Raw genomic sequence first — 21,073 nt, forward strand, 5'->3', positions numbered from 1 at the left:
GGCTGACTTTATGTTGCCCCATAACTAAAGTGAGACTGTCTTGGTTTATAAAAGTAGCTTTGAGTTATGTTGACTCGATTAATTATTACACTGGCGGCTATGTTTACATCACGTTAGTATAGTGCTTCAAATAAGTTACAAAATGATAATTACATGACTTTAAAAACCAATGCTTTAATTTATTTTTTAGCCTTTAGTAGCGGCTTTAGTATTATGGGAATAGAACTACTTGGCGGGCGAATTTTAGCGCCTTTTTTTGGTAGTAGTGTGCATATTTGGGGCAGTATTATTACTGTGTTTATGCTCAGCTTATCGTTTGGCTATTTATTGGGAGGAAAGCTTTCAATTCGCCAGCCTTCGTTAACCAAATACGGTTTAATATTTTTAGTTGCCAGTATTATGGTGCTGCCCATTGCATTATTTGCCCAGCCAATTATGGCGTATATTTTTTCTCACATAGAAGACAGCCGTTATGGCTCGTTATTGGCCTCTACAGCGTTGTTTTTTGTCCCTACTATTATTTTAGGCATGATTTCGCCTTACTCTGTGCGTTTATTAGTGACCGATAGCGAGCACAGCGGCCAAGTCGCTGGCGGCTTGTATTTTGTCAGCACCTTAGGCAGTGCCTTAGGGACTATTATTACCTCGTTTTACATGGTGCTAGCGTTTGATGTGAATACCATTATTTTGGGTTTCGCGACGACATTAGGGCTATTAGGTTTATTGGCAATTGGCGTAAATCAATTAGCTAACAAGGAGAAACACAATGTTTAAGTATTTACTCGTGACCTTACTGTTAATTGGGTTTAGCAGCCAAGCTAAGGTGATCCATCAAGAGCGGTCGCTTTATCGTAATATTTTAGTTGAAGAGACCGGCGATTTACGCTGTTTAAAGTTTGACGAAAAAGCCCGTAAAAGCAGTCAAAGTTGCATATATAAAAGCAACCCACAAAAGCTAGTGTTTAATTATACCAAACTCACTTTTGCCAGTTTACTACTGATAGACAATCCAAAAAATGTACTCATTATCGGGCTTGGCGGCGGCACCTTATCAAATGTGATCAGCGAGCTATATCCTGACGCAATGATTGAAAATGTTGAAATTGATCCCGCAGTTATAAAAGTGGCGCGTGATTATTTTGCTTTTAAAGAGAACGATAAAGTTACTTCGAAAGTACAAGATGGGCGTATTTTTATTAAACGCGCAGCAATCCAACAAGCCAAGTATGACTGGATTATTCTTGATGCATTTAATGGTGATTACATCCCTGAGCATTTACTTACTAAAGAGTTTTTTGCGGAAGTGAAAAGTGTACTGGCTGATGGTGGCGTAGTAGCGGCAAATACCTTTTCATCAAGCAAACTTTATGAGCATGAATCTGCCACTTATGAAGCGGTATTTGGTGACTTTATTAATGTGAGCACTGAGAAAAATAGTAATCGAATTATTTTAGCTGGCTTTAATAAATTTCCAAGTCCTGTGCAGCTAGCACAGCGAATAGAAAAGCTAACCCCGTTATTAGCCCCCTATCACGTTGATATCAAAGCGGTGAGCGAAGGGATGATTTCGACCAAAGATAATAAAGACTGGCCTAGCGATACAAAAGTACTCACTGATCAGTACTCACCCGCAAACTTACTCAATTTCTAAAGTTTACGCCCATTTGTTACTACACTTAGGCCAGCTTGCTGGCCATCAAAGCTAACTGCTAATTCCCCCTTTTTAAGTTAATACCCGATTAAATTTCTAATCGAGTCTTCCCTCATAGATTAGTTTAAGGTTTCTGCTGCTGCACTGATAGATAGTGTGCTTTGAGCGAAAGTTATAGTTAGGCTTGTCTTAAGTATTTCTTAAGAATTGCCTGCTATTGTTAAACTAATTATTTTTCTAGGTATTTTTAGGGGCTTAAAAAGTGGTGATTATTTCTCGGTCTGTATCACGGTTTATGCTTGTGACGGCACTTTTTACTGCTATGGCGAGTGCGCCAGTGTTAAGTAAAGAAACCGTTGTGCCAGTTATCTCCAGTCAGCAACAACTAACCGATAAGTTAGCAGAGCTTAAAGGCCAAGTGATATTCTTAGATTTTTGGGCTTCGTGGTGTACACCTTGTCGTAAGTCTTTTCCTTGGCTTAATGAAATGCAAACAAAATACCAATCGCAAGGCTTTACGGTGTTGGCAGTTAACTTAGATGTTGAGCATCAAGATGCGGTTGATTTTTTAGCACACACTCCCGCTGATTTTCCTATTATTTATGATCCTGATGCACTAATAGGCAAACAATTCGATTTACTCGGTATGCCAAGTAGTTATGTGTACGGCCGTGATGGCAAAATAAAATATCGCCATATTGGCTTTAAGAACAGTAAAAAAGCGCAATATGAGCAAGAAATAACTCAGTTATTAGCCGTTCAGCCTTAAGAAGAGGTAACGATGAAAAAATTAATAAAATAGCCTCCTTATAATGTTACTTGGTTCACAATTCCTCCCCCATTGGATTATTCGCTAATTTGCTCAACACAGTGATATTAAATCGTTTTTAAAGCCCTCTTTGCCGTTATTTTTTTAGAGCGTTTCAATATTTACTTAGCATGCTAAGTAATGTTAAACTAGTTAGCATGCTAAGTAACTAGGTACTATTATGATTTCATCACCTCCTTTTCATGAAACTTTAGATTTAAGTTTATGCGGTAGCATGGGGCGCGTTTTCCGACTCTGTCGCGATGCCGTTACTCTCGCTGTTGAGCCTTTAGGGTTAACACAATCTCGTTGGACTGCGATGATCCATATCCATCATTTAAAACAAGGTGTTACACAACAAGAACTGGCTAGCAGTTTGGGGATTGAAATGCCTTCGCTAACGCGAACAATTAAACAGTTAGAGCAACAAGCGATTATTGTTCGTCGCATTGATAGCGATGATAAACGTAGTCGTAAAATCTATTTTACTGAGCAAGGATTACTATTATTAGATGCGCTCAGAGATATTATGGCTGAGGTTAAAACACAACTTTATGCAGAACTTACAACGCAGCAGCTTGATACTATGGCCTATGGTTTAGTGCAAATGGAAGCCAATGCTCGACGTTGTATTAGCCACTTTTCTGGAGAGAAATAATTCATGACACCGGATCAAAAATTTGCCCGCTATGTAAAAATATCATTAGTTGGGTTTATTTTATTGTTCGCTTACTTTGTCGTTGCCGATATGTTTTTACCGGTTACTCCGCAAGCGCGCGTATATCACCCTGTAGTGCAAGTAACGCCACAAGTGAGTGGCCGCGTGAACCAAGTATTGGTGAATAATAATCAAGCGATTAAAACGGGTGAAGCACTATTTTTAATAGAAGCAGCTCCTTTTAAATTAGCACTAGAGCAAGCACAACTGGCTTATGCTGATGCGCAGTTGCAAAACCAGCGCTTAGACAGCAGTGTTAAAGCGATACAGGCTCAGCTAGCCGCTGGAAATGCCAAGCTGCATGAGCAACAGTTGTTATTTGATCGCAGTGAATCGTTATTGAAAAAACGGTCTATATCGGAGCAAGAGTACGAAACAATTAGCGCTAATTATCAATCAAGTAAAGCGAATGTCGCAGCTATTGAAGCACAGTTAACCGAGGCAAAACTGGCACGTGGGCAATTAGGCGAAGACAACCTAGCATTACGCCATGCGCAAAACCAACTGGCACAAGCGAAACTCAATTTATCATACAGCATAGTGACTGCTGATGCTGATGGTAAAGTCGCAAACTTGCAAGTAAGCACCGGAACATTTGCTAATAAAGGTCAACCGATGTTAGCTGTTGTGGCCAATAAAGCTGATTTAGTGGCTGATTTTCGTGAAAAGTCGTTAGTTAATATTAAAGTGGGCAGCAAAGCAAAAGTAACGTTTGATGCTCTGCCAGGCCAAGTATTTGCTGCTACAGTGAACTCTTTTGAAGCTGGCGTAAGTAATGGGCAGCTCAATGCTAATGGCTTATTAAGCAGTACTGAAAGCAGTAATCGCTGGGTTCGTGATGCGCAGCGCCAACGTATTCACATTGATTTAGAGCAAGCACAGCTATTAAGTAAACTACCTAGTGGTGCACGTGCAACAGTGCAGCTACTGCCTGAGTCAGTAATTGGGCAATGGTTTGGTGTCATGCAAATTCGCTTTATCAGTTTACTGCATTACATTTACTAATAAGGCTTTATTATGTCTGCATCAGTCCCTGTAAAACTAGACCAGAATGGCCTTCGGCAAGCATTACGTATCGCTGGCGGCAGCGCGTTAGGATTTAGTTTATGTAAATTGATGAATTGGCCAAATGGTATTTTCTTCACCGTTTATCCTATGTTGTTATTAGGATTAGTGCCGATTTTAAATGCACATATCATTCGTCAGTTTTTTGCCAGCGCGGCATTTAGTGGGTTATTTGTATTAATAGTACAGGGGTTATTTTCTCATTTACCAGTGGCGATGACCTTGCTGTGCTTTTTAGCGTTTGCATTTTTGTTTTATCAAATGAGCTGCGGTGCTAACTTTTTGTTTGGTGCTTTAAGTGTCGTTAGTTTATCTATTCAACTGCACTTTTCTAGTTATGTTGGTAATGGCACAAGTATTTATCCGTTGATCATCAGCAATGGTTTAGCAGTCGTAGTGACCGTGTTAGCGGCGGTATTAATGCACTTTGTATTTCCTGATGTTGCACCACGCCAAGGTCGGGTGATGCCAACAAAAGCAAAAGAGAGTATTCGCCACGAAGTACTGTTGTGCGCTACGGTTGCTACACTGTCGTTTGTGATTTTTCAGGTATTTGATTTACAAGATTCAATTTCAGCACAAGCGGCATCGATCTTAATTTTGTTTCCATTGTGCTGGAAAGCCGCTGGCATGGCTGGTTGGCAACGAGCAATTGGCACATTAATTGGTTGTAATTTAGCGTTAGTATCGCAGCTGTTTTTGTATAATCACACCGATATTCTGATTTTTCCGGCGCTGATCTTGTGGGTTTTAACCTTTATATTTAGCCGTTATCATATTTTAGGTGGCGGTATCCCTGGTGTTGGATTTGGGGTTATTACCACATTTGGAATTTTATTTGGTCAGTCTCTCGGACCTGGGCAAGACTTGGTTTACAGTGCGCTTTATCGGTTTTCGTCTGTATCGGTTGCGATAATCGTGAGTTTATGTGCGGTGTATATTATGCATCATATTCTTAACCGGTTTAGTGTCACCCGTCATCATACTTTCGACTAATATAATAACCGCCTTAGTCAGTTCCTTATGCACTAGGGCGGTTATTACTTTGTTATACTAACAGTGTTTAAATAATGATCACTTTAGGCGTGAGTTTATAAACCACTAATTAACACAATCGCTACTCAACGATGCGTTAAGCTGATTTATTGCGAGTGTTATTTTCGCGGGATCAACCATAAAGTCAGCGCGCCTAACAATATCCCCCAAAATGCCGAGCCAATAGAAAATAAAGTAAGATCAGAGGCGGTGACCAAAAAAGTGATCATTGCCGCTTCAGTGTAGTAACTATCAGACAAAGCTTGCTGTAAGCTCGAGGCAATGGTGGTGAATAAAGCAATCCCCGCCAAGGCTAAAATAAGTGCTTGTGGCAAACTTGCCACTAAACCCACTAGAGTCGCTGCTCCAATCGCCATCAGGATATAAAAGCCACCGCCCGCGATACTTGCCCAGTAACGCTTTTTAGGGTCGCTGTCGGCATCTTCACTCATGCAAATTGCCGCAGTAATAGCTGCTAAATTAATGGCATAACCACCAAAGGGGGCAATAAGGATATTACTAAAACCAGTGACATTGAGCGCTGCAGAGATGGGGGCTGGGTAATTATGTGCTTTTAACACTGCAATGCCTGGCAAGTTTTGTGAAGTCATAGTGACGATATAAAGCGGAATACCTACGCTGATCATCGCTTGTAAATTAAATTCAGGAGCGATAAACGCAAACTCGCTCATTTTCCATTGCCAACTGCTGGTATCTATTTGTCCTGTAACGCCTGCCATTACAAACCCGGCAATCAGTACTATAAGCATTGAAAAACGTGGCATTAAACGCTTACAGACTAAATAAACCAGCACCATCGCACCAATTAGCAATGGTTTTTCACCCATAAAGTTAAATACATCTATGCCAAAAGTCACTAAAACACCGCCAAGCATTGCACAGGCAATTTGACTCGGGATACGTTGCATTATTTTTTCAAACCAGCCAGTGATCCCTGAAATAAATACCAGTAAAGCACTGAACATAAATGCGCCTACAGCTTGATTTAAACTATAACCTTGGGCACTGGTAATGAGTAAAGCGGCACCGGTTGTTGACCAGGCAATTAAAATTGGGATTTTATAGTAGTACGATAAGCCAATTGAAGTGACACCCATCGCAAGACCTAACATAAGTACCCAACTTGCAACGAGCTCCGCTGTGCCACCTAGCACAATAACGACTTGGTAAATAAGTGCGATAGAGCTGGTAAAACCGATGATCACCGCAACTAAGCCCGCAGTTAAACGGTTTAATAGTTGATTTGATAGTTGCATGTGGTTCCTAAATCGTTGAATTCAATCGTTCTATTTATACACAAATATTACTTTGATGCTAGGGCGTGTTTATCTTTCAAGGTTACTTATGACTAAGGTCTTACTGGTTGGAGAAAGTATTTATGTTCTTAGGTAGTGATAAAGTGCTAGATTTGTAATGGCGACGGTGTAACAGTTTTCACACGTCACCAATGACAGCTTAGTATACAAAGCAATAGTCGTTATTTACGACTAAAATTTTACTGTACTACAGCGCTTAATTTGGGGCTTGGAGTTGGCTGTTCCATCGCTGCTTTACTGTCTTCATCCAAGGCTAAGCTTAAATTCTCTGGGCGGTCAAAAATACCCAAGCGAATGCGAATAAAATGCAAGATTTCACGAGCCACATTGATCCCCAGTGCAGCTTCTAAGCCTTCAAATCCAGGGCTTGAATTTGCTTCGCAAATTTTAAAGTGATTATCATCAAATAATAAATCAATACCAGCAACGTCTAAATTGAGTACATTAGCTGTTTGTGTAGCTAACCATTCAATCTCTGGAGTAATTGGGTGCGGTTTACCAGTGCCACCTGCACTCACGTTCGCTTTAAAGTTTTTACCGCCAGAGTTTCGCTCCATACATGCGACAGCACGGCCACCAATAGTGAGTACTCGCAAATCACGACCATGGCTAGATTTAACAAACTGTTGCAAGATGATATTAGCTTGCGGGTTGGCGGCTTCAATTAATTGCATTAAATCGTCAAATTCGCTTTTTGACTTTGATAAAAATACGCCACTGCCCTGCGAGCCTGAAAGTGTTTTAATCACCACTGGAAAGCCTATTTGCCTATCTACTAAGTCGATATTTACTGGAAATTTTACCAGCATAGTATTTGGTGTAGGTAAGTTACGCTCAGCTAAAATTTGCTGTGCAAACAGTTTATCTTTTACCGTCTCAATTGATTGTGAGCTATTAACGCAGTACACCCCTAGTCGCTCGAGATGGCGAATAATTGCTAGTGCAAAATAGGTGGTGCTGGCGCCCATGCGAGGAATAACAAAGTCAGGCAAAGTTGTGGTTACACCGTCAATTAGAATGCTTTTGCCATCTTCGCGGGTGATAGTTAAATCAAATTGATCGGGAGAGAAAACTTGTAAATCGATACCTTCTTCTTTTGCTGCGGCCAGTAAACGCTCTACTTCGTAGGTCTCTTGTTTTAGTAATCCAGCACTGTCTTTATAAATGATCCAGCCACGCATGGTATTTCCTCTTGAGTATTGATCCGCAGCTCACAGAAAAAATAGGCTCACTACGTTATAGATGTTCACAGTCACTTATGATGATGAGAGTCTGCGGCAAAAGACGCGGAGTATGAGGTTCATCTGATGTGCAGTAAAACAAATAAATTTTATCGTCACGATAATATTATTTTTCAGATCTCATTTTGGTTAATCAATAGTCGGTGTTTTTTTATTGCAATAAAGTATGTAACTGTAAAAGGTATAATTGATAAGTTAATGTTAACTTAAAAGGTTGTGTTATGAGGGTGAAAGTTAGCTTTTAATAGGTTTTGTTTGATGAAATTATTAACCATAAGATTAATATGATAAATATTTAAAAAGACTGTTTTTATTTTCGGTAACAAATTTATGCTTGCGCTTTAATTTACTCTGATGTAAAAATAACAATATATTAACTTTTAGATCTAAAAGAGAGACAAATGAAAAGGGCTATTGCATTTATAATTGTCGTTCCGATCAGCGCTTTTTTGCTATATGAGTTTGTTATCTACAAAGAAAGCAATGTCACCCATTCGGTTGCTGCGAGTGACGTTCAGTTATCGGGTATAGCGCCTAAGAAGCTAGCCGCTAAAGTATCAGCTGATATATCGTTGCCAAGTGTGTCAGCTACACAGCCAGCTGTAGTAGATCAAACGTATGATGAATTTGATGCTATTAATCGTCTCTCAGAGAAAGCAGAGCAAGTTCTCAAAGCCTCAGGATTATTGCCTACAGATTTACATAACGAAGCTTATATCGAGTTCGATTTAGTGGCGCTCAGAAAGCTCAAGCAAGGTGATAATTTTGATCTAGCTATTCCACAAACTGCTGAAACTTTTAGTGCAGAGGTGACTAATATTATTGCAGCAAGCAATGGTGATAAAAGTATTTTTGGCCGAGTGCTTGGTGCTGATGGGCGATTTCACACCACCGTAATGACTATTGGCGAAGACGCTATATATGGTCAATTAACTGCACCAAGCGGTAATTATGTATTTGAAAGTAAAGGTCAATATGGTTGGCTTGCGGCAAAGCGAGATCTTTATAAAAATCATATGGAACATCAAGTAACGAAACAACCAACCCCTCAACCAAGTAATGGTGAAGATCCATTTGCGCCAAAACCTACGGGTAATAATTTATAGAAATTTAGCAAAATAAATTTTTATAAGGCAATAAACACAACCAAAAAGGAACTAACATGAATAAACGACTAATTCCCTTAGCTGCATTTTGTGCATTAGGTATGACAGCAACTAGCCACGCTGCGACAATTGATATTGCGATTTTATATACAGATCAAGCGGCGGCTGCCACTGCAAACATTAATACTAAAATTAACCAGTATATTGCCTTTAGTAACCAGGTTTACAGTCAAAATGGTATTGATATTACGCTTCGATTAGTTGGTAGCGAAAACTTAGGAAATCATGCGATTACACCTTCAAGTAGCTGGTTAAATTCAGTCACTAACAGTAGCTATATTCAAGGCTTACGCAATAGCTGGGGTGCTGATATGGTCGCGGTACTTGGCACCGGTCAAAGCGCTGGCAGTAACTTAATTTCGTGTGGTATTGCGTGGGTTGGTAGTGGCAGTAACGGCAATTTATATAGCTCAGTAAGTAACAGTATGTACAGCATTACAGCGGTAGATTGTGGAGCAACAACCTTCGTACATGAATTGGGCCACAATCAAGGCTTAGCGCACTCTCGTAAGCAAGGCGATACCGCCGGTGGTGTTTATGTTGATGGTATGGGCCATGGCGTACAAAATCAGTTTGCCAGTATTATGGCGTACCCTCATGTGTTTGGAAGTGCCACGCAATACGATTACTTTTCTAACCCTAGCTGGGATGTTAATGGTATCCCCTATGGTGTAACTGGTGAGTCGTTTGCATGGCGTACAGTAAATGCCACTAAAGACAGTATTGCTAACTTTAAATAGCGTTTATTTTTAGTACATAGTTTTTTCCCTTTTGAGCGCATTTGCGCTCTTTTTATTATTTAATTAAACCAAACCTAATTATGATAGATTTATTACTCAAAGATCAGCTTAGTTAGTTTAAAGCAGGCCAAAGTGTTGCACCATCGCCATCGATTGCATTGAGCACTTTAATTCCCAGTACTTTGGCAATAAGTGGATATATATCTAAATTATTTACTTCATCGATTACTAATGAATTTTTAAATGCTGGGCCATTGGCAATAAAGGTTGCCGCCATATCTTCGCTATACGCATAGCCATGGGTACCTAAATAGCTTACTTTACCGGTATCAGCAAAACTTCTTGGTGCTGTGGTTTGTAAAATAATATCACCAGTTCGGCCATTGTTAGCATAGTGATAAAGCTTACGTTGTTCATCACTTAGCACGGTATAGCGCCCTTTTGCTGCTTTCGTTAAGTGTTGTTTATATGCTGTGATCTCAGCTTTTGTAGTGCCCTTATTAGCATAGATCAATACTCTCGGTCCGGTATTTTTAACCATAAACTTGTCGTCTTTCGGTAAGCTGCTGATAGCAATACTTTGGTTTGGCTCAACGGTACTCATACCATGATCGGAGACAATCACTAAGTTAACATTTTGCTCTAGTTCATTAAGACGTTGCTGTAATTGCCCCATTAATACATCTACTTCTTTTACCGCTTGCTTGGTTTGCTCAGCATCAGGCCCATATTCATGGCCCATACTATCTACCAGTGAAAAATAACTAACAACTAATTGCGGGCGCTGCGCTGCTGGCAATGTTAGCCATTGAATAATTTGATCAACACGATTTTGATAATCACTGTGTTTTGAATAATGGTAAAAGTAATCCGGCAGCATGCCATTAAATCGCGCATCCGATTCTGGCCAAAAATAAGCGGCTGATTTTAATCCCTGCATCGACGCCAAATTCCACAGTGGAATGCCATTGAACCATGTGCTGTCGTCTTTCCCTTTTCCCATGCTATAGCATTCATTTCTTTGTGTATCGCAAAAGCGGTTATCTACTACGCCATGATTAATTGGCAATAAACCTGTAATAATAGATATATGATTAGGAAACGTTTTAGTTGGATATACCGGGCGCATTTTAGTTGCGCGAACCCCCGATTTAGCTATTGCGGCTAAATTTTTAGCACCGTGTTTTTCGATGTAATCCCAGCGGAATCCATCAAGAGAAACAAGTACTACGGTATTACTTGCAGATTTTTTATCGTCTTTAGCGTGGCTAAAAGAGCTATAAATGAGCAATGCTAATAACAGAAAACTTAAAATAGGCTTCATTGTATTACTACCTTTGTTGGGCATTATTGGTAATCAGAAGATAAACAAATACGTTACGATATGCTTATGTTTAATATGCAGTGTACCGCTATTTTATGACCGTGATAATTATTAATAGATAAATTTATGTGCGAACAGCAGTCATGGATATTAATTTAGTAAACAAGCTGTTAGATTAAAAGTAGACAATAAAAGGAGCGTCTATGATCGATTTCAGCAAAAAAATAACGTCAGCGCGTGAGCTGCGCTCAACCCCTAATTTACAGATGGCGTTAGAAAGCGATCGTGGCCGTATCATCAATAGTGCTGCAATTCGCCGCTTACAACAAAAAACGCAAGTGTTTCCGTTGGAGCGCAATGCTGCGGTACGCTCGCGGTTAACTCACTCTCTCGAAGTACAACAAGTTGGGCGTTTTATAGTGCAACGCATCTTTGCGAATTTAACGGCCAAACAACAAGCTGAATATGGCCTAACAGGATTAGAGAGGCCGCTAGAAAGTCTGGTTGAAATGGCCTGCTTGATGCACGATATAGGTAATCCACCGTTTGGTCATTTTGGTGAAGCTGCGATTAATCACTGGTTTAACGCAAATTTAGCAACGCTTACCCCTCAGCGCTGCGCCGATCCACACACGGGAATTGGCTTAATATTTAAACATTTAGCACAAGATATTTGTAACTTTGAAGGTAATGCGCAAGGTATCCGTATTGTACACTCACTATTATCACTTAATTTAACCTATAGCCAAACGGCTGGTATTCTAAAATACACGCGTCCGGCAAGTATGGCGAAAGAAGATATACCGCGAACTAAAAATTATTTGATGAAAAAAGTAGGCTTTTACTACAGTGAAAAAAACTTTGTTGAAAGATTGCAAAAAGAGCTATTGATAGAGCCACAATGTCGCCACCCCGCCAGTTATATAATGGAAGCGGCGGATGATATTTCATATTGCTTAGCTGATATTGAAGATGCCGTAGAAAAGGGCATCATCACTGTTGAGTTATTATGCGATAAACTCAAACAGCATTATCAAAAAGTGTTAACTAATCTTACTATTGACGATGCAGAACATCAGCACGTGGTTGAAAAAGCAGTTAACTATGCCCTCGATAAGGCCGCTCAGCAACCTTATAACTTTAATAGCGAGTTTTTTATTTATTTACGGGTAACTCTACTCCACCCTCTGGTTAATTATGCGGCCAAACGTTTTATAGATAATATTGAAGCGGTTTATCATGGTGATTTTAATCAGGCCTTGTTAGAAGACCGCAGTCATTTACACGCTATAACCACCACTTTGAAACAAGTGGCGTTTGAATATGTGTTTTCACATAAGGAAGTCGGTAAACTTGAATTACAAGGCTATCGAATTATCAATGGATTACTTGATTGTTATAAGCCACTACTACTGCTAAGTCATGATGACTTTAAACGGGTGATCAAAGGGGATGGTCGTTTCTTAATTGAAACACGGTTACTCAAAAAGCTTTCGAAAAAGCATTTAAATAGCTATTTACAAGCCATTGAAGCGATGCAAGCAGAACCTGATCATGTACTCGCTTATGAGTTTTATTATCGCTGTCGATTTATTCAAGATTATATCAGCGGCATGACAGATCAATTTGCTTACGATGAATACCGTACCTTGATGGTAATTGATTAGCAAAACACACTGCTAGATAAATTTGCGCACAACTATTAAACTGGGTTTATTGTGTTATTTTGTTTAATAGATTTATGATGGCTCACGTATTACGACTTTGCTTATTTATTTTATTTACTTTTAGTTTCAATAGCTTTGCTAAATACAGTGAAGCTATGTGCATTTTGTATAAACAACAAATGCAGCAATACAGCGATAATACAAGTAGCCGTAGTTATCGAAATGCGGCAAAAGATTATAAAAACAACTGCAGTAACCCACCTCCAGCAGCGTCTCAAGCGCAACCAGCACCTGTAGTGGTTGCACCAAAAACACATGTTGATAATAAAATAAAATCTACATTAGAGACGCAAAACTCGACTGTAAACCCCCTTGACAGCAATTCGTCAGTAGCCAAAAATGAGCCAGCAGAAGTTCAAAGGGAGGCGTCTGTAATTGTTGAAAATGTTGAGAATGTCCAAAGTATTGAAGTTGAGCAAAAGAGCAGCGCAGAAACCACAGTCGAACAGCCGCTTGGGCAAAACAATGATGTAGTTGATGCTACACCCGAAGCAGTAATAATAAGCGAACCTGCGACGATAAAGGTAACAGCCCCAGAACCAGTGCGCACTGAGTCGGATTCGTTATTAATGCCAAGTTTATTGTTGTTAGTAGTTTTATTATTAGCTGCAATGTTGCTGCTGCGCTTACGCGCTAACAAAAAAGCAGCAGTTGAAACTGCACCGCTAATTCCTGCAACTGATAAGGCTTCAAGTACAGAAGCCGCTGAATCAAAACCAACCCCCGCAAAGGCTGAGCCCATAGCAAGCGAATCCACTGTTGCGCCAAAAAAAGCGGTTATAGCAGAGCAAGTAGTCATTGCAACTCCACAAACTGAAGTGATAAGTGCAGACGATGTAAACGTAAAAGTTGAGTTAACGCAGCGGCTTTTTAAAAATGAGCATGATTTTAAAGAGCCTGAAGTGCGTATGTTTGATCCTGATGCGCCATTACCAGGTCAGAAGCCACAACAACCTAAAAATGTCATAAAGCCTGCGACGATAAATGTTGAAGCTGATCTTGATACTAATTTAGAACCACACCAAACGACCACAACAGAGCTCGATAGCGAAGCTGAGCAATTACCTAAAATGGATGATGAAAACGTTATTCATTGCGCAACGAATGAAGTAGCAAATGAAATTGTCCATTCGGATGCTGTTAATAGTAGTGGCCAAGTGCTCACATCAGGCTTTTCGCAAATGAGGGAAGTTAAGCTATCAACGACCGTGGATGTTCAACCACAAGCTGATACTTTAACGGTAACTGACAGTGATGATGAAATAGCACAGGCGCTTGCGGCATTAAACGATGAATTAGCAGCAGAGCAGCATAGTGCATCAGAGCACGATGAAAGAGATGATATATCTGGCGCATTTGTAGCAGATCCAAATCAGAGTAAAGCTAACCCATTTGCTAATTTATCACTCGACCCTACTTGGGATCCAAATTCAAAAGAAAAGCCGACGATTGTCCCGAAAAAAACAGTGCCAAAATCAGCCAAATTAATTGCAGCACAAGAGCGTGCAAAACAGTTAAAAACCGACGATTAATTTATTAATTGTCGCTGGAGATTGATTCTCCAAAGCTCAGACTATTTCGTTTAGTAGCAGCCTGCTCTGGGCTGTTACTTGCTGCTATAAATTACTTTATTGGTATGAGTTAAGATTACGAACCGCTTCACCCTTTTAGCATGTCGCCAACTAAAAAATAAAATCACAACGGTAATAAACAAACAAATACAGACAATCCCCATTAATGAAGAAGCATGTTGTAATAAGCTTGTTTGGGGGAGTGACTTTACGTTTTGAGTAGCTAAACTAATCGATTGCATGCCTTTTCTGGGTAGGATGATTTCATAGACATGATCATTAGGTTGTACTTCGGCACGTTGTAAGTTGCCCGCTGTTTGCCATTGTAATTCAAACTGTTGGCGTTTTTTTCGCTGATGCTCCGTACACCAAAGTGCATTAATGGTGGCGTTTTCTTTAGTTTTACAGCGCGCTGGCAACTCATAAAAATTGCGCCATGCAGTCTGTTTTGCCGTGTTGTTATATGAGTGTAGATAAAAACCAGCTGTTATTGGTGATTCAATTATATTCGCGAAGCTGTCTTTATCGGTTGATGTTGTGATGTTTTCTCTGCGATTACAAAAATCAGCTAGTCGAGTTAATAGTGTTGTGTCAGGTTGTTCTAATTGCGGTTGTGTCAAAGGGGAGTAAACAGCGGATGCAGTACATAGCGGGCTGAAACTGAGGGAGATTAATATAAAAATCCATTTTTTCATTAGTTACGTCCTGTAAAAGATGAACTTACAGCCTACCATTATTTTTTGTTATTGCAAACTTTATAGGTACAAAAAAATAAGACGGTAACCGTTAAAAGCTTATATTTGGCTTGAAAGCACATGAAAAAATTATTATTGATTCTAAGTGTGTCAGTACATTGTTGTTAGTGGGATGATACACAATCCCAAGTAATGGTGGTTTTATTAGACCTAATACGAATCTATTTGGTTAGGGTAAGATATTGAAAAATAAAGTGTCAATATTAAAACCGTTAACCAGCGTTGGGTAAACGGTTTTAAAAATGCTTTAATGCATGTCTAGGAAGTAATAGAGCATTGTGAAAGGTAAATTATTAGTTTACGTTTAGCGTTTTTGTGCCACATAACCACTAAAGCCAAGTGTTTTAAAATACAACTTGCCACTATTGAAGCCTGTTTCATCGAGTAAGTCGGCAAGACGAATTCTATCAAGTGGGAAAAACTCATGCTCAAAATTATGCTGCATGCGCTCTACCCCTGTTTCAGTTAAGCCTAATTGTTTGCTGAGTATCAATTGGGCATCACGCTCAAAAAGTGTTTCTGGACGCATTAAATCGGCTAAATATAATTGCCCATGTGCTTTTAGCTGTGTGCTAATTGCTTGCAACATGGCTTTTTTATCGCCGTTATCTGCCACAAAGTGCATCACTAATAAGCATAATGCGGCATCCGCTTGTTGTTTAAGTTCGGATGGCGAGCCTAAGTGTAAAGTAACCCGCTCACTGATCCCAAGCTCAACAAATCGTTGCTTTGCGATATCGAGCATGTCTTGTGAGGTATCTTGTGCAGTAAAATGCCATTTAGGCTGCAAGGCAGCAAGGAGGGCGACTTCTTTACCGGTACCGGCGCCTATTACCAATATATGTGCTTCATCGCCGAGCGTTGCTTGTAGTTGCGCTGCGGTACTGTTGTGCAGTAATTCATACCCCGGTACTAAACGAGGAATGCGAGAATCATACTGCGTTGCTTCGTCTTGTGTAAATGTTGGCATTACTATTCCTTAAATAATTGTAACAGTCGAATAGCCACCAGGTTTCTTGGCGACATGAACTTGGGTAGCAACCCGTTCTGTCATTTGAGATACATGGGAGATCACGCCCACTTTGCGCCCCTGCGCTTGTAATGAATCAAGTGCATCCATGGCAATGCTTAATGTTTCACTGTCTAACGTACCAAAGCCTTCGTCAATAAACAAAGAGTTAATACTTACTTTATTGGATGACAAAGATGCAAGGCCCAGCGCAAGTGCCAACGAGACTAAAAACGACTCGCCGCCGGATAAGGTATTAACTGAACGTTGCTCATCGGCCATGTCCTTATCAACAATGGCGATATCCAAGGTTTGCTCAATAGCTGTAAGTTCATAGCGTTTGTTTAACGTTCGTAAGTGGCTGTTTGCATAGTGTAATAATATTTTTAGCGTTTGCGTTTGTGCTAAGTTACGCATGGTTTTACCCGTTGCATCACCCAACACTTTATTAAGTACATGCCATTGCTCGACGTGTTTTTGCAAGGTTGCCAATTCAGTTTGTTTGCCTTGCAGCGCCTGACGGTTTTGATTGTGCTGTTCAAGTACAGTATTGGTTGCAAGCTGTGCTTTGTGCTGCGCAGCTTGCTGATCGTTTAAATTGGCTAACTGTTGAATAAGCTCAGCATGGCTTTGCTTAGGTTTATTGCTGTTTTGATGCTGTAAGTAAGCGTGTTTGTGCTGCTTTAACGCGGCATTTTCATCTATTAAAGCTTGCGCTAATTGTTCATGTTGCTTTAAATGCGTTTTAATTTCATCGCTACTTAGTGTTAGTAAAATTGCGACCTGTTCGTGGCTTGTATCGCTGTAGCGGCTTTTAAATTCAGCAAACCATTGATTATAGCGAGTATCGAGGTCGGCTTGTTCTTGCGCATTTTCAAGTAGCCGTTGCTCGAGGCCTTGCAGCGTTATCGCGTGCTCGTCGCGTTGCTTTATCGCGTTATCGTGCGCTTTTTGGCTGTGTTGAAGCTGTGCTTGGCATTGCTCTTGTTGAGCAGCTAGCTTCGTTTGGTAGTCGTCAGCACTAATGTGTTCATTATTAAATAGCGCTAAGCGCTCACTTTGCGAGCTGCTATGTTGTTGCTGTGCTTTGGCTAAATCATCATTTAGGTTTTTTAAGATCAGCTCCGCATCACTGATCAGCGGTGTAAACTGCTGCATCTGTTGGTCAGCGCTATCGAGTTGTTTTTGCGCTTGCTCAAGCTGCTCTTGGTTGTGCTGATATTGCTCAACTTGCTGGTTTAACTCAGTTAAATCAAGCGTATTATTTTGCAGTTGTTGCCAAAATTGAGCCTCTTGAAATTGTGAATTAAGGGTCGCGGTTAGCTCATTAATTTGTGTGCTTAGCTCACTTAGCTTGCTATTGAGCTGGCTTTGTTGATTGCTTAGTTCAAGGTGGCGTGTATGTAACTGTTGTTGAGCTTGCTGCTCATTTTTAAAGATACTTTGCAGTTGGTTTACCTGCTCTTGCAAGTTGCGCTGTTGTTTTTGTGTTGCATAATACTGTGTTTTTTGTTCATTGAGCGCAATGTAACTGGCCTCCAATTGCTCTGAGGTTAAGTCATTAAGTTCAGTGCGGGCCGCTTGCATGGTATGTTTTATTTCAAGCTGTTTAGTCTGTGCAGCCTGTACCGCTTGGCTGTGTTGTGTGTGTTCAGCAACGAGCACAGCATGCTGAGTTTGATGCGAGTGAAGCTCTGCTAGGGCATTTTCGTAGTGCTGTTTTGCAGTTTTATAGTCATTTTCAAAAGCAGCGATTAAGTTAGTTAATTGCTGATCTGCGAATGGGTGTTCGGTTGCTCCACATACCACACAAGGTTCATTTGGCGTAAGTTGAGCACGTAAATGTTCGACACTTTCGCTGGCACGCAAGCGAGCTTGATTTAGTGCGTATTCACTGTGTGTAAGCGTTTGTTCTCGTGTTACTAGGTTCTGGGTTAGCGTTGTTTGTGTTTGCTCGCCCTGACTTAGTTTGCTTGCAATAACGCTTTGTTGTTGCGTGCTTTGCTTTAGCTCTTGATTAAACTGTTTGTAACGCTCGCGTTGCTCTTTTAAGTAATCGATATTTTTAAGTTTGGCATCACATTGCTCAATATTAAATTGGCCGTGTTGCTTATTGAGTTGATCAAGCTTTTGTTGTTCGCTTAAAAGTGTTTGTTCGCTTAGCGTCAGTTTTTTAGTTTGTGTTTCCAGCTGCTCGTTTTGCCGTATAAGCTCAGCTGCTAACTGTGTACTTTGTTCAGTCGTTGTTGCAAATTGCTGCTTAGCGTGCAAAAACTGATTAAAGCTATGCTGATAGTAATTCCAATCACTCGCTAGTTGCTTAAGTTGACTATGCTGGGTTAGCCATTGCTGGTGTTGCTCGGAATGTTTTTTTGCTTGTTGATGACTTGCTTGGCTTTGTTTAAATTGCTGCTGTAAATGAGTAAGTTGTTTTTGCTCTTTTTCATTTTGCCTTGTAATGCTGGTTATTGTTTGTGTTTGCATCGCAAGTTGATTGTCGAGTTCACGCGCTTTAGCAATGATTGGTTCTGCGCTTTTTTGCTGTTGTTTCGCCGTTTGCAAGCTCTCGTTGTGCTTTTCAAGTGCGCTGGCAAGATCAGTAATGAGTGCCGCGTGATCGATACTCTTTAAATCATTTACCTTGGTATTTAGTTCATTATTTTGCGCCGTTAAGCTTTTAAAACGATTGCGATTGTCTTTAATTTCCAGTGCACTTTGCGCTTGTTTAGCCTGTTCACTTTGTGTTGCAATGGCTTTAAGCGCTGTACTGGCTTGTTGTTGATTTTGTTGTGCTAGATTCAGTGCTTGCTCTAAGCTATTGGCTTGCTTATACCAGTTTATACCCTGCTCGATGCCAGCTAAGGTTTTTGTAGTATCTTCAATTTGCTGTTTTAAATCATCAAGTAGTTGAGTTTTCGCGGCAAGTTCTTCGTCGGTGAGTAAGGTATAACTGGCTAAACTGGCTTTGAGCAATTCGAGTTTATTTAGCTGTTCTTTATGGCGCTCAAAAATACGTTTACCAATCAAGCTAAATTTATCTGTGCCAGTTAAGCATTCTAAAAGCTGGGCTCGTTCATCACCCGTGGCCTTTAAAAATGCAGCAAACTCATGTTGCGCTAATAATACCGCCCGCGAGAATTGTTCAAAGTTGAGCCCTATTTTACTTTCGACTTCTTTTATGGTGTTGCTTTTATCAGCTATTAGCGTTTCGTCTGGCAAAGTATAGAGGCTGTGCTCAGCTACTTTTAACTTGCCGGTTATTTTTTTATGAGTTCTTTGAATGGTATAGCGCGCGCGATAGAGCTGTTTATCTTGGCCTAAAAAATCGACCTCGGCAAAACCTTCCCATTTACCCTTACGTAATAAGTTACGTGGGTCATTTAACTTTATACTGTCGCCATTAAAATCTATTAAGTTACCTTTATCACCTCTTAATCGAGCTGTTTTGGTATAAAGGGCTAAGCAAATCGCATCTAAAAAAGTGCTTTTTCCTGCACCGGTGTCGCCCGTTATGGCAAATAAACCAGCATCCCTTAACGGTGCTTTGGTAAAGTCGATTTCGGCGTCAACAATTGAGGCTAAGTTATGGATGCGTACTGCGGTTATTTTCATAGTTGTTCTTGCTCCGCAAGTTCGCTTATTACATCGTTTAAAAGGGTTTTTAGCTCATCCGGGACAGCTTGCCCCGCCATGTCTTTGTTATTGGCAAACGCTTGCTCTAATAACATTTGCGGGTTGAGCATCTCGACTTGGCTTAAATCTTCAAAGACAGTTAAACGCTGCTCTTTATTTTGCTGACGAACGCGTTCTATGCCACAAAAGCGCACTTCTTTGTTCTCTAGTGCTTTTTCAATTTGCTCTCGAAAAGTTGTATCGGTATCACCTGCACTAAGCTTTACTCTTACATACGGAGCTTGGCTATATTGGCTTAGGTCTAGGCTCGATAGTTGTTGGCATAATTGTTCAAGAGGTACGCACTCTCCTTCAGGTAATAAAATCACTTCTGTTGGGCGAGGAATGTAAAGGGGGTTTACAGTCACTGCAATCGTATCATCAGTGGTGGTTGTAAACTCAGCAACACATACTTGGTGTTTATAGTTGCGCTCTGAAAACGACATCGGCATTGGTGTACCGCTATAGCGGATTGTCTCGGACTTTGCGACTATTTGCGCTTTATGCAAGTGGCCCAGGGCAACGTAATCAGCATGATTGCTAAACACGTTTGCTGTGACTGATTCTTCTCCGCCAATTATCAAATTTCGCTCAGAATCACTAGAGATATCGCCGCCCTTGGCATGTAAGTGCCCCATCACTATTAGCGGCGTTGTTGCAGGCTTATCAATGAGCGCATGCTCAATACTTAGCTGGTACGCCTTAGCTATGCCTTGAGCGTAATCGTGACCGTTTTCAGTGTGACTAAGTGAACTAACATCACTGGCACGTAAAAATGGCATTGCAACGATATGAGCTGTTACAGGGTTGCTATTTAAACGCAGTACCACATCTGCTGGACTATTCGCATCAAAACGGCCTACGACCTGAGTATCAAACTGAGCAAGCAGCGGCTGGGCGGCCATTATGCGATTTGCAGAATCATGATTACCGGCAATAAGCACTATTTGTAATGCAGGGCAGTGTTTTTTGGCATCTTTTATAAATTGGTAGAGTTGATTTTCACTGCTAGCAGGCGGGGTAGCTGTGTGATAAATATCACCAGCGACTAACAGCAGATCTATTTGTTGTGTGATGAGCGTGTCTATGAGCCAACTGAAAAACACCTGATGCTCTTGGCAGCGATTGTGTTCGTAAAATTGTTGGCCTAAATGCCAATCTGAGGTATGTAAGACTTTCATGTCACGCTCTTAAAAAACAGTTAAGAGCGTCAATATACCCAAGCTAAATTAAGATGCAAGGGCACAAGCTGAA

Annotated in this window: 17 protein-coding genes; 10 read left to right on the top strand and 7 right to left on the bottom strand. The window is 40.5% G+C overall.

Annotated elements, in window-relative coordinates:
• Positions 1–153 precede the first annotated feature (153 nt).
• The 6 genes from H5158_RS01860 (at position 154) to H5158_RS01885 (ending at position 5,238) form a co-directional block, all read left to right on the top strand.
• Entirely contained in the window at positions 154–774 is a 621-nt protein-coding gene (locus H5158_RS01860; RefSeq protein ID WP_145238924.1) for a fused MFS/spermidine synthase, read from the top strand.
• Complete coding sequence (locus tag H5158_RS01865; protein WP_182717319.1) at positions 767–1,651, top strand: spermidine synthase; 885 nt, start codon at positions 767–769, stop codon at positions 1,649–1,651. The genes H5158_RS01860 and H5158_RS01865 overlap by 8 nt, the downstream gene beginning before the upstream one ends.
• 295 nt (positions 1,652–1,946) lie before the next feature.
• Positions 1,947–2,420 (top strand): TlpA disulfide reductase family protein, encoded by a 474-nt coding sequence (locus H5158_RS01870; RefSeq protein ID WP_179959137.1) that lies wholly within the window; start codon positions 1,947–1,949, stop codon positions 2,418–2,420.
• A 220-nt stretch (positions 2,421–2,640) separates the two neighbouring features.
• Positions 2,641–3,117, top strand: a complete 477-nt coding sequence (locus tag H5158_RS01875) for a MarR family winged helix-turn-helix transcriptional regulator (RefSeq protein ID WP_182717320.1) — start codon at positions 2,641–2,643, stop codon at positions 3,115–3,117.
• Between the two features lie 3 nt (positions 3,118–3,120).
• On the top strand, positions 3,121–4,182 hold the full coding sequence (locus tag H5158_RS01880) for an HlyD family secretion protein (protein ID WP_149980335.1): 1,062 nt from the start codon (positions 3,121–3,123) through the stop codon (positions 4,180–4,182).
• Positions 4,183–4,194: 12 nt separating this feature from the next.
• Positions 4,195–5,238 (top strand): DUF2955 domain-containing protein, encoded by a 1,044-nt coding sequence (locus tag H5158_RS01885; RefSeq protein WP_149980336.1) that lies wholly within the window; start codon positions 4,195–4,197, stop codon positions 5,236–5,238.
• Positions 5,239–5,396: 158 nt separating this feature from the next.
• Here the strand turns inward: H5158_RS01885 and H5158_RS01890 are convergent, their stop codons facing one another.
• Positions 5,397–6,554: a benzoate/H(+) symporter BenE family transporter gene (locus tag H5158_RS01890; RefSeq protein WP_182717321.1), complete on the bottom strand. Its 1,158-nt coding sequence runs from the start codon at positions 6,552–6,554 to the stop codon at positions 5,397–5,399.
• Positions 6,555–6,793: 239 nt separating this feature from the next.
• Positions 6,794–7,795, bottom strand: a complete 1,002-nt coding sequence (locus H5158_RS01895) for a RimK family alpha-L-glutamate ligase (RefSeq protein ID WP_149980338.1) — start codon at positions 7,793–7,795, stop codon at positions 6,794–6,796.
• Between the two features lie 461 nt (positions 7,796–8,256).
• On the opposite strand from H5158_RS01895, the gene H5158_RS01900 reads away from it, so the two are divergent.
• Positions 8,257–8,961: a hypothetical protein gene (locus H5158_RS01900; RefSeq protein ID WP_149980339.1), complete on the top strand. Its 705-nt coding sequence runs from the start codon at positions 8,257–8,259 to the stop codon at positions 8,959–8,961.
• Between the two features lie 56 nt (positions 8,962–9,017).
• Positions 9,018–9,761 (top strand): zinc-dependent metalloprotease family protein, encoded by a 744-nt coding sequence (locus H5158_RS01905; RefSeq protein ID WP_149980340.1) that lies wholly within the window; start codon positions 9,018–9,020, stop codon positions 9,759–9,761.
• Between the two features lie 112 nt (positions 9,762–9,873).
• Here H5158_RS01905 and H5158_RS01910 read toward each other — a convergent pair whose 3' ends face one another.
• Positions 9,874–11,085, bottom strand: a complete 1,212-nt coding sequence (locus tag H5158_RS01910) for an ectonucleotide pyrophosphatase/phosphodiesterase (protein ID WP_182739340.1) — start codon at positions 11,083–11,085, stop codon at positions 9,874–9,876.
• A 203-nt stretch (positions 11,086–11,288) separates the two neighbouring features.
• On the opposite strand from H5158_RS01910, the gene dgt reads away from it, so the two are divergent.
• Together dgt and H5158_RS01920 are read left to right on the top strand one after the other, a co-directional pair.
• Complete coding sequence (gene dgt / locus H5158_RS01915; protein ID WP_182739341.1) at positions 11,289–12,752, top strand: dGTPase; 1,464 nt, start codon at positions 11,289–11,291, stop codon at positions 12,750–12,752.
• A gap of 74 nt (positions 12,753–12,826) precedes the next feature.
• On the top strand, positions 12,827–14,344 hold the full coding sequence (locus tag H5158_RS01920) for a hypothetical protein (protein ID WP_182739342.1): 1,518 nt from the start codon (positions 12,827–12,829) through the stop codon (positions 14,342–14,344).
• 74 nt (positions 14,345–14,418) lie between these two features.
• On the opposite strand, the gene H5158_RS01925 is transcribed toward H5158_RS01920, so the two are convergent.
• The 4 genes from H5158_RS01925 to H5158_RS01940 all read right to left on the bottom strand — a co-directional run bounded on the left by H5158_RS01925 (position 14,419) and on the right by H5158_RS01940 (position 21,000).
• Entirely contained in the window at positions 14,419–15,078 is a 660-nt protein-coding gene (locus H5158_RS01925) for a hypothetical protein (protein WP_182739343.1), read from the bottom strand.
• 364 nt (positions 15,079–15,442) lie between these two features.
• Positions 15,443–16,108, bottom strand: coding sequence for a class I SAM-dependent methyltransferase (locus H5158_RS01930; RefSeq protein WP_149980345.1), 666 nt, complete (start codon positions 16,106–16,108; stop codon positions 15,443–15,445).
• A 9-nt stretch (positions 16,109–16,117) separates the two neighbouring features.
• Positions 16,118–19,759, bottom strand: coding sequence for an AAA family ATPase (locus H5158_RS01935; protein ID WP_182739344.1), 3,642 nt, complete (start codon positions 19,757–19,759; stop codon positions 16,118–16,120).
• Positions 19,756–21,000, bottom strand: a complete 1,245-nt coding sequence (locus H5158_RS01940; RefSeq protein ID WP_149980347.1) for an exonuclease SbcCD subunit D C-terminal domain-containing protein — start codon at positions 20,998–21,000, stop codon at positions 19,756–19,758. Before H5158_RS01940 ends, H5158_RS01935 begins: the two co-directional genes overlap by 4 nt.
• Positions 21,001–21,073 lie beyond the last annotated feature (73 nt).

The organism is Pseudoalteromonas sp. SR45-6, assembly GCF_014163545.1.
Taxonomy (GTDB): Bacteria; Pseudomonadota; Gammaproteobacteria; order Enterobacterales; family Alteromonadaceae; genus Pseudoalteromonas; species Pseudoalteromonas rhizosphaerae.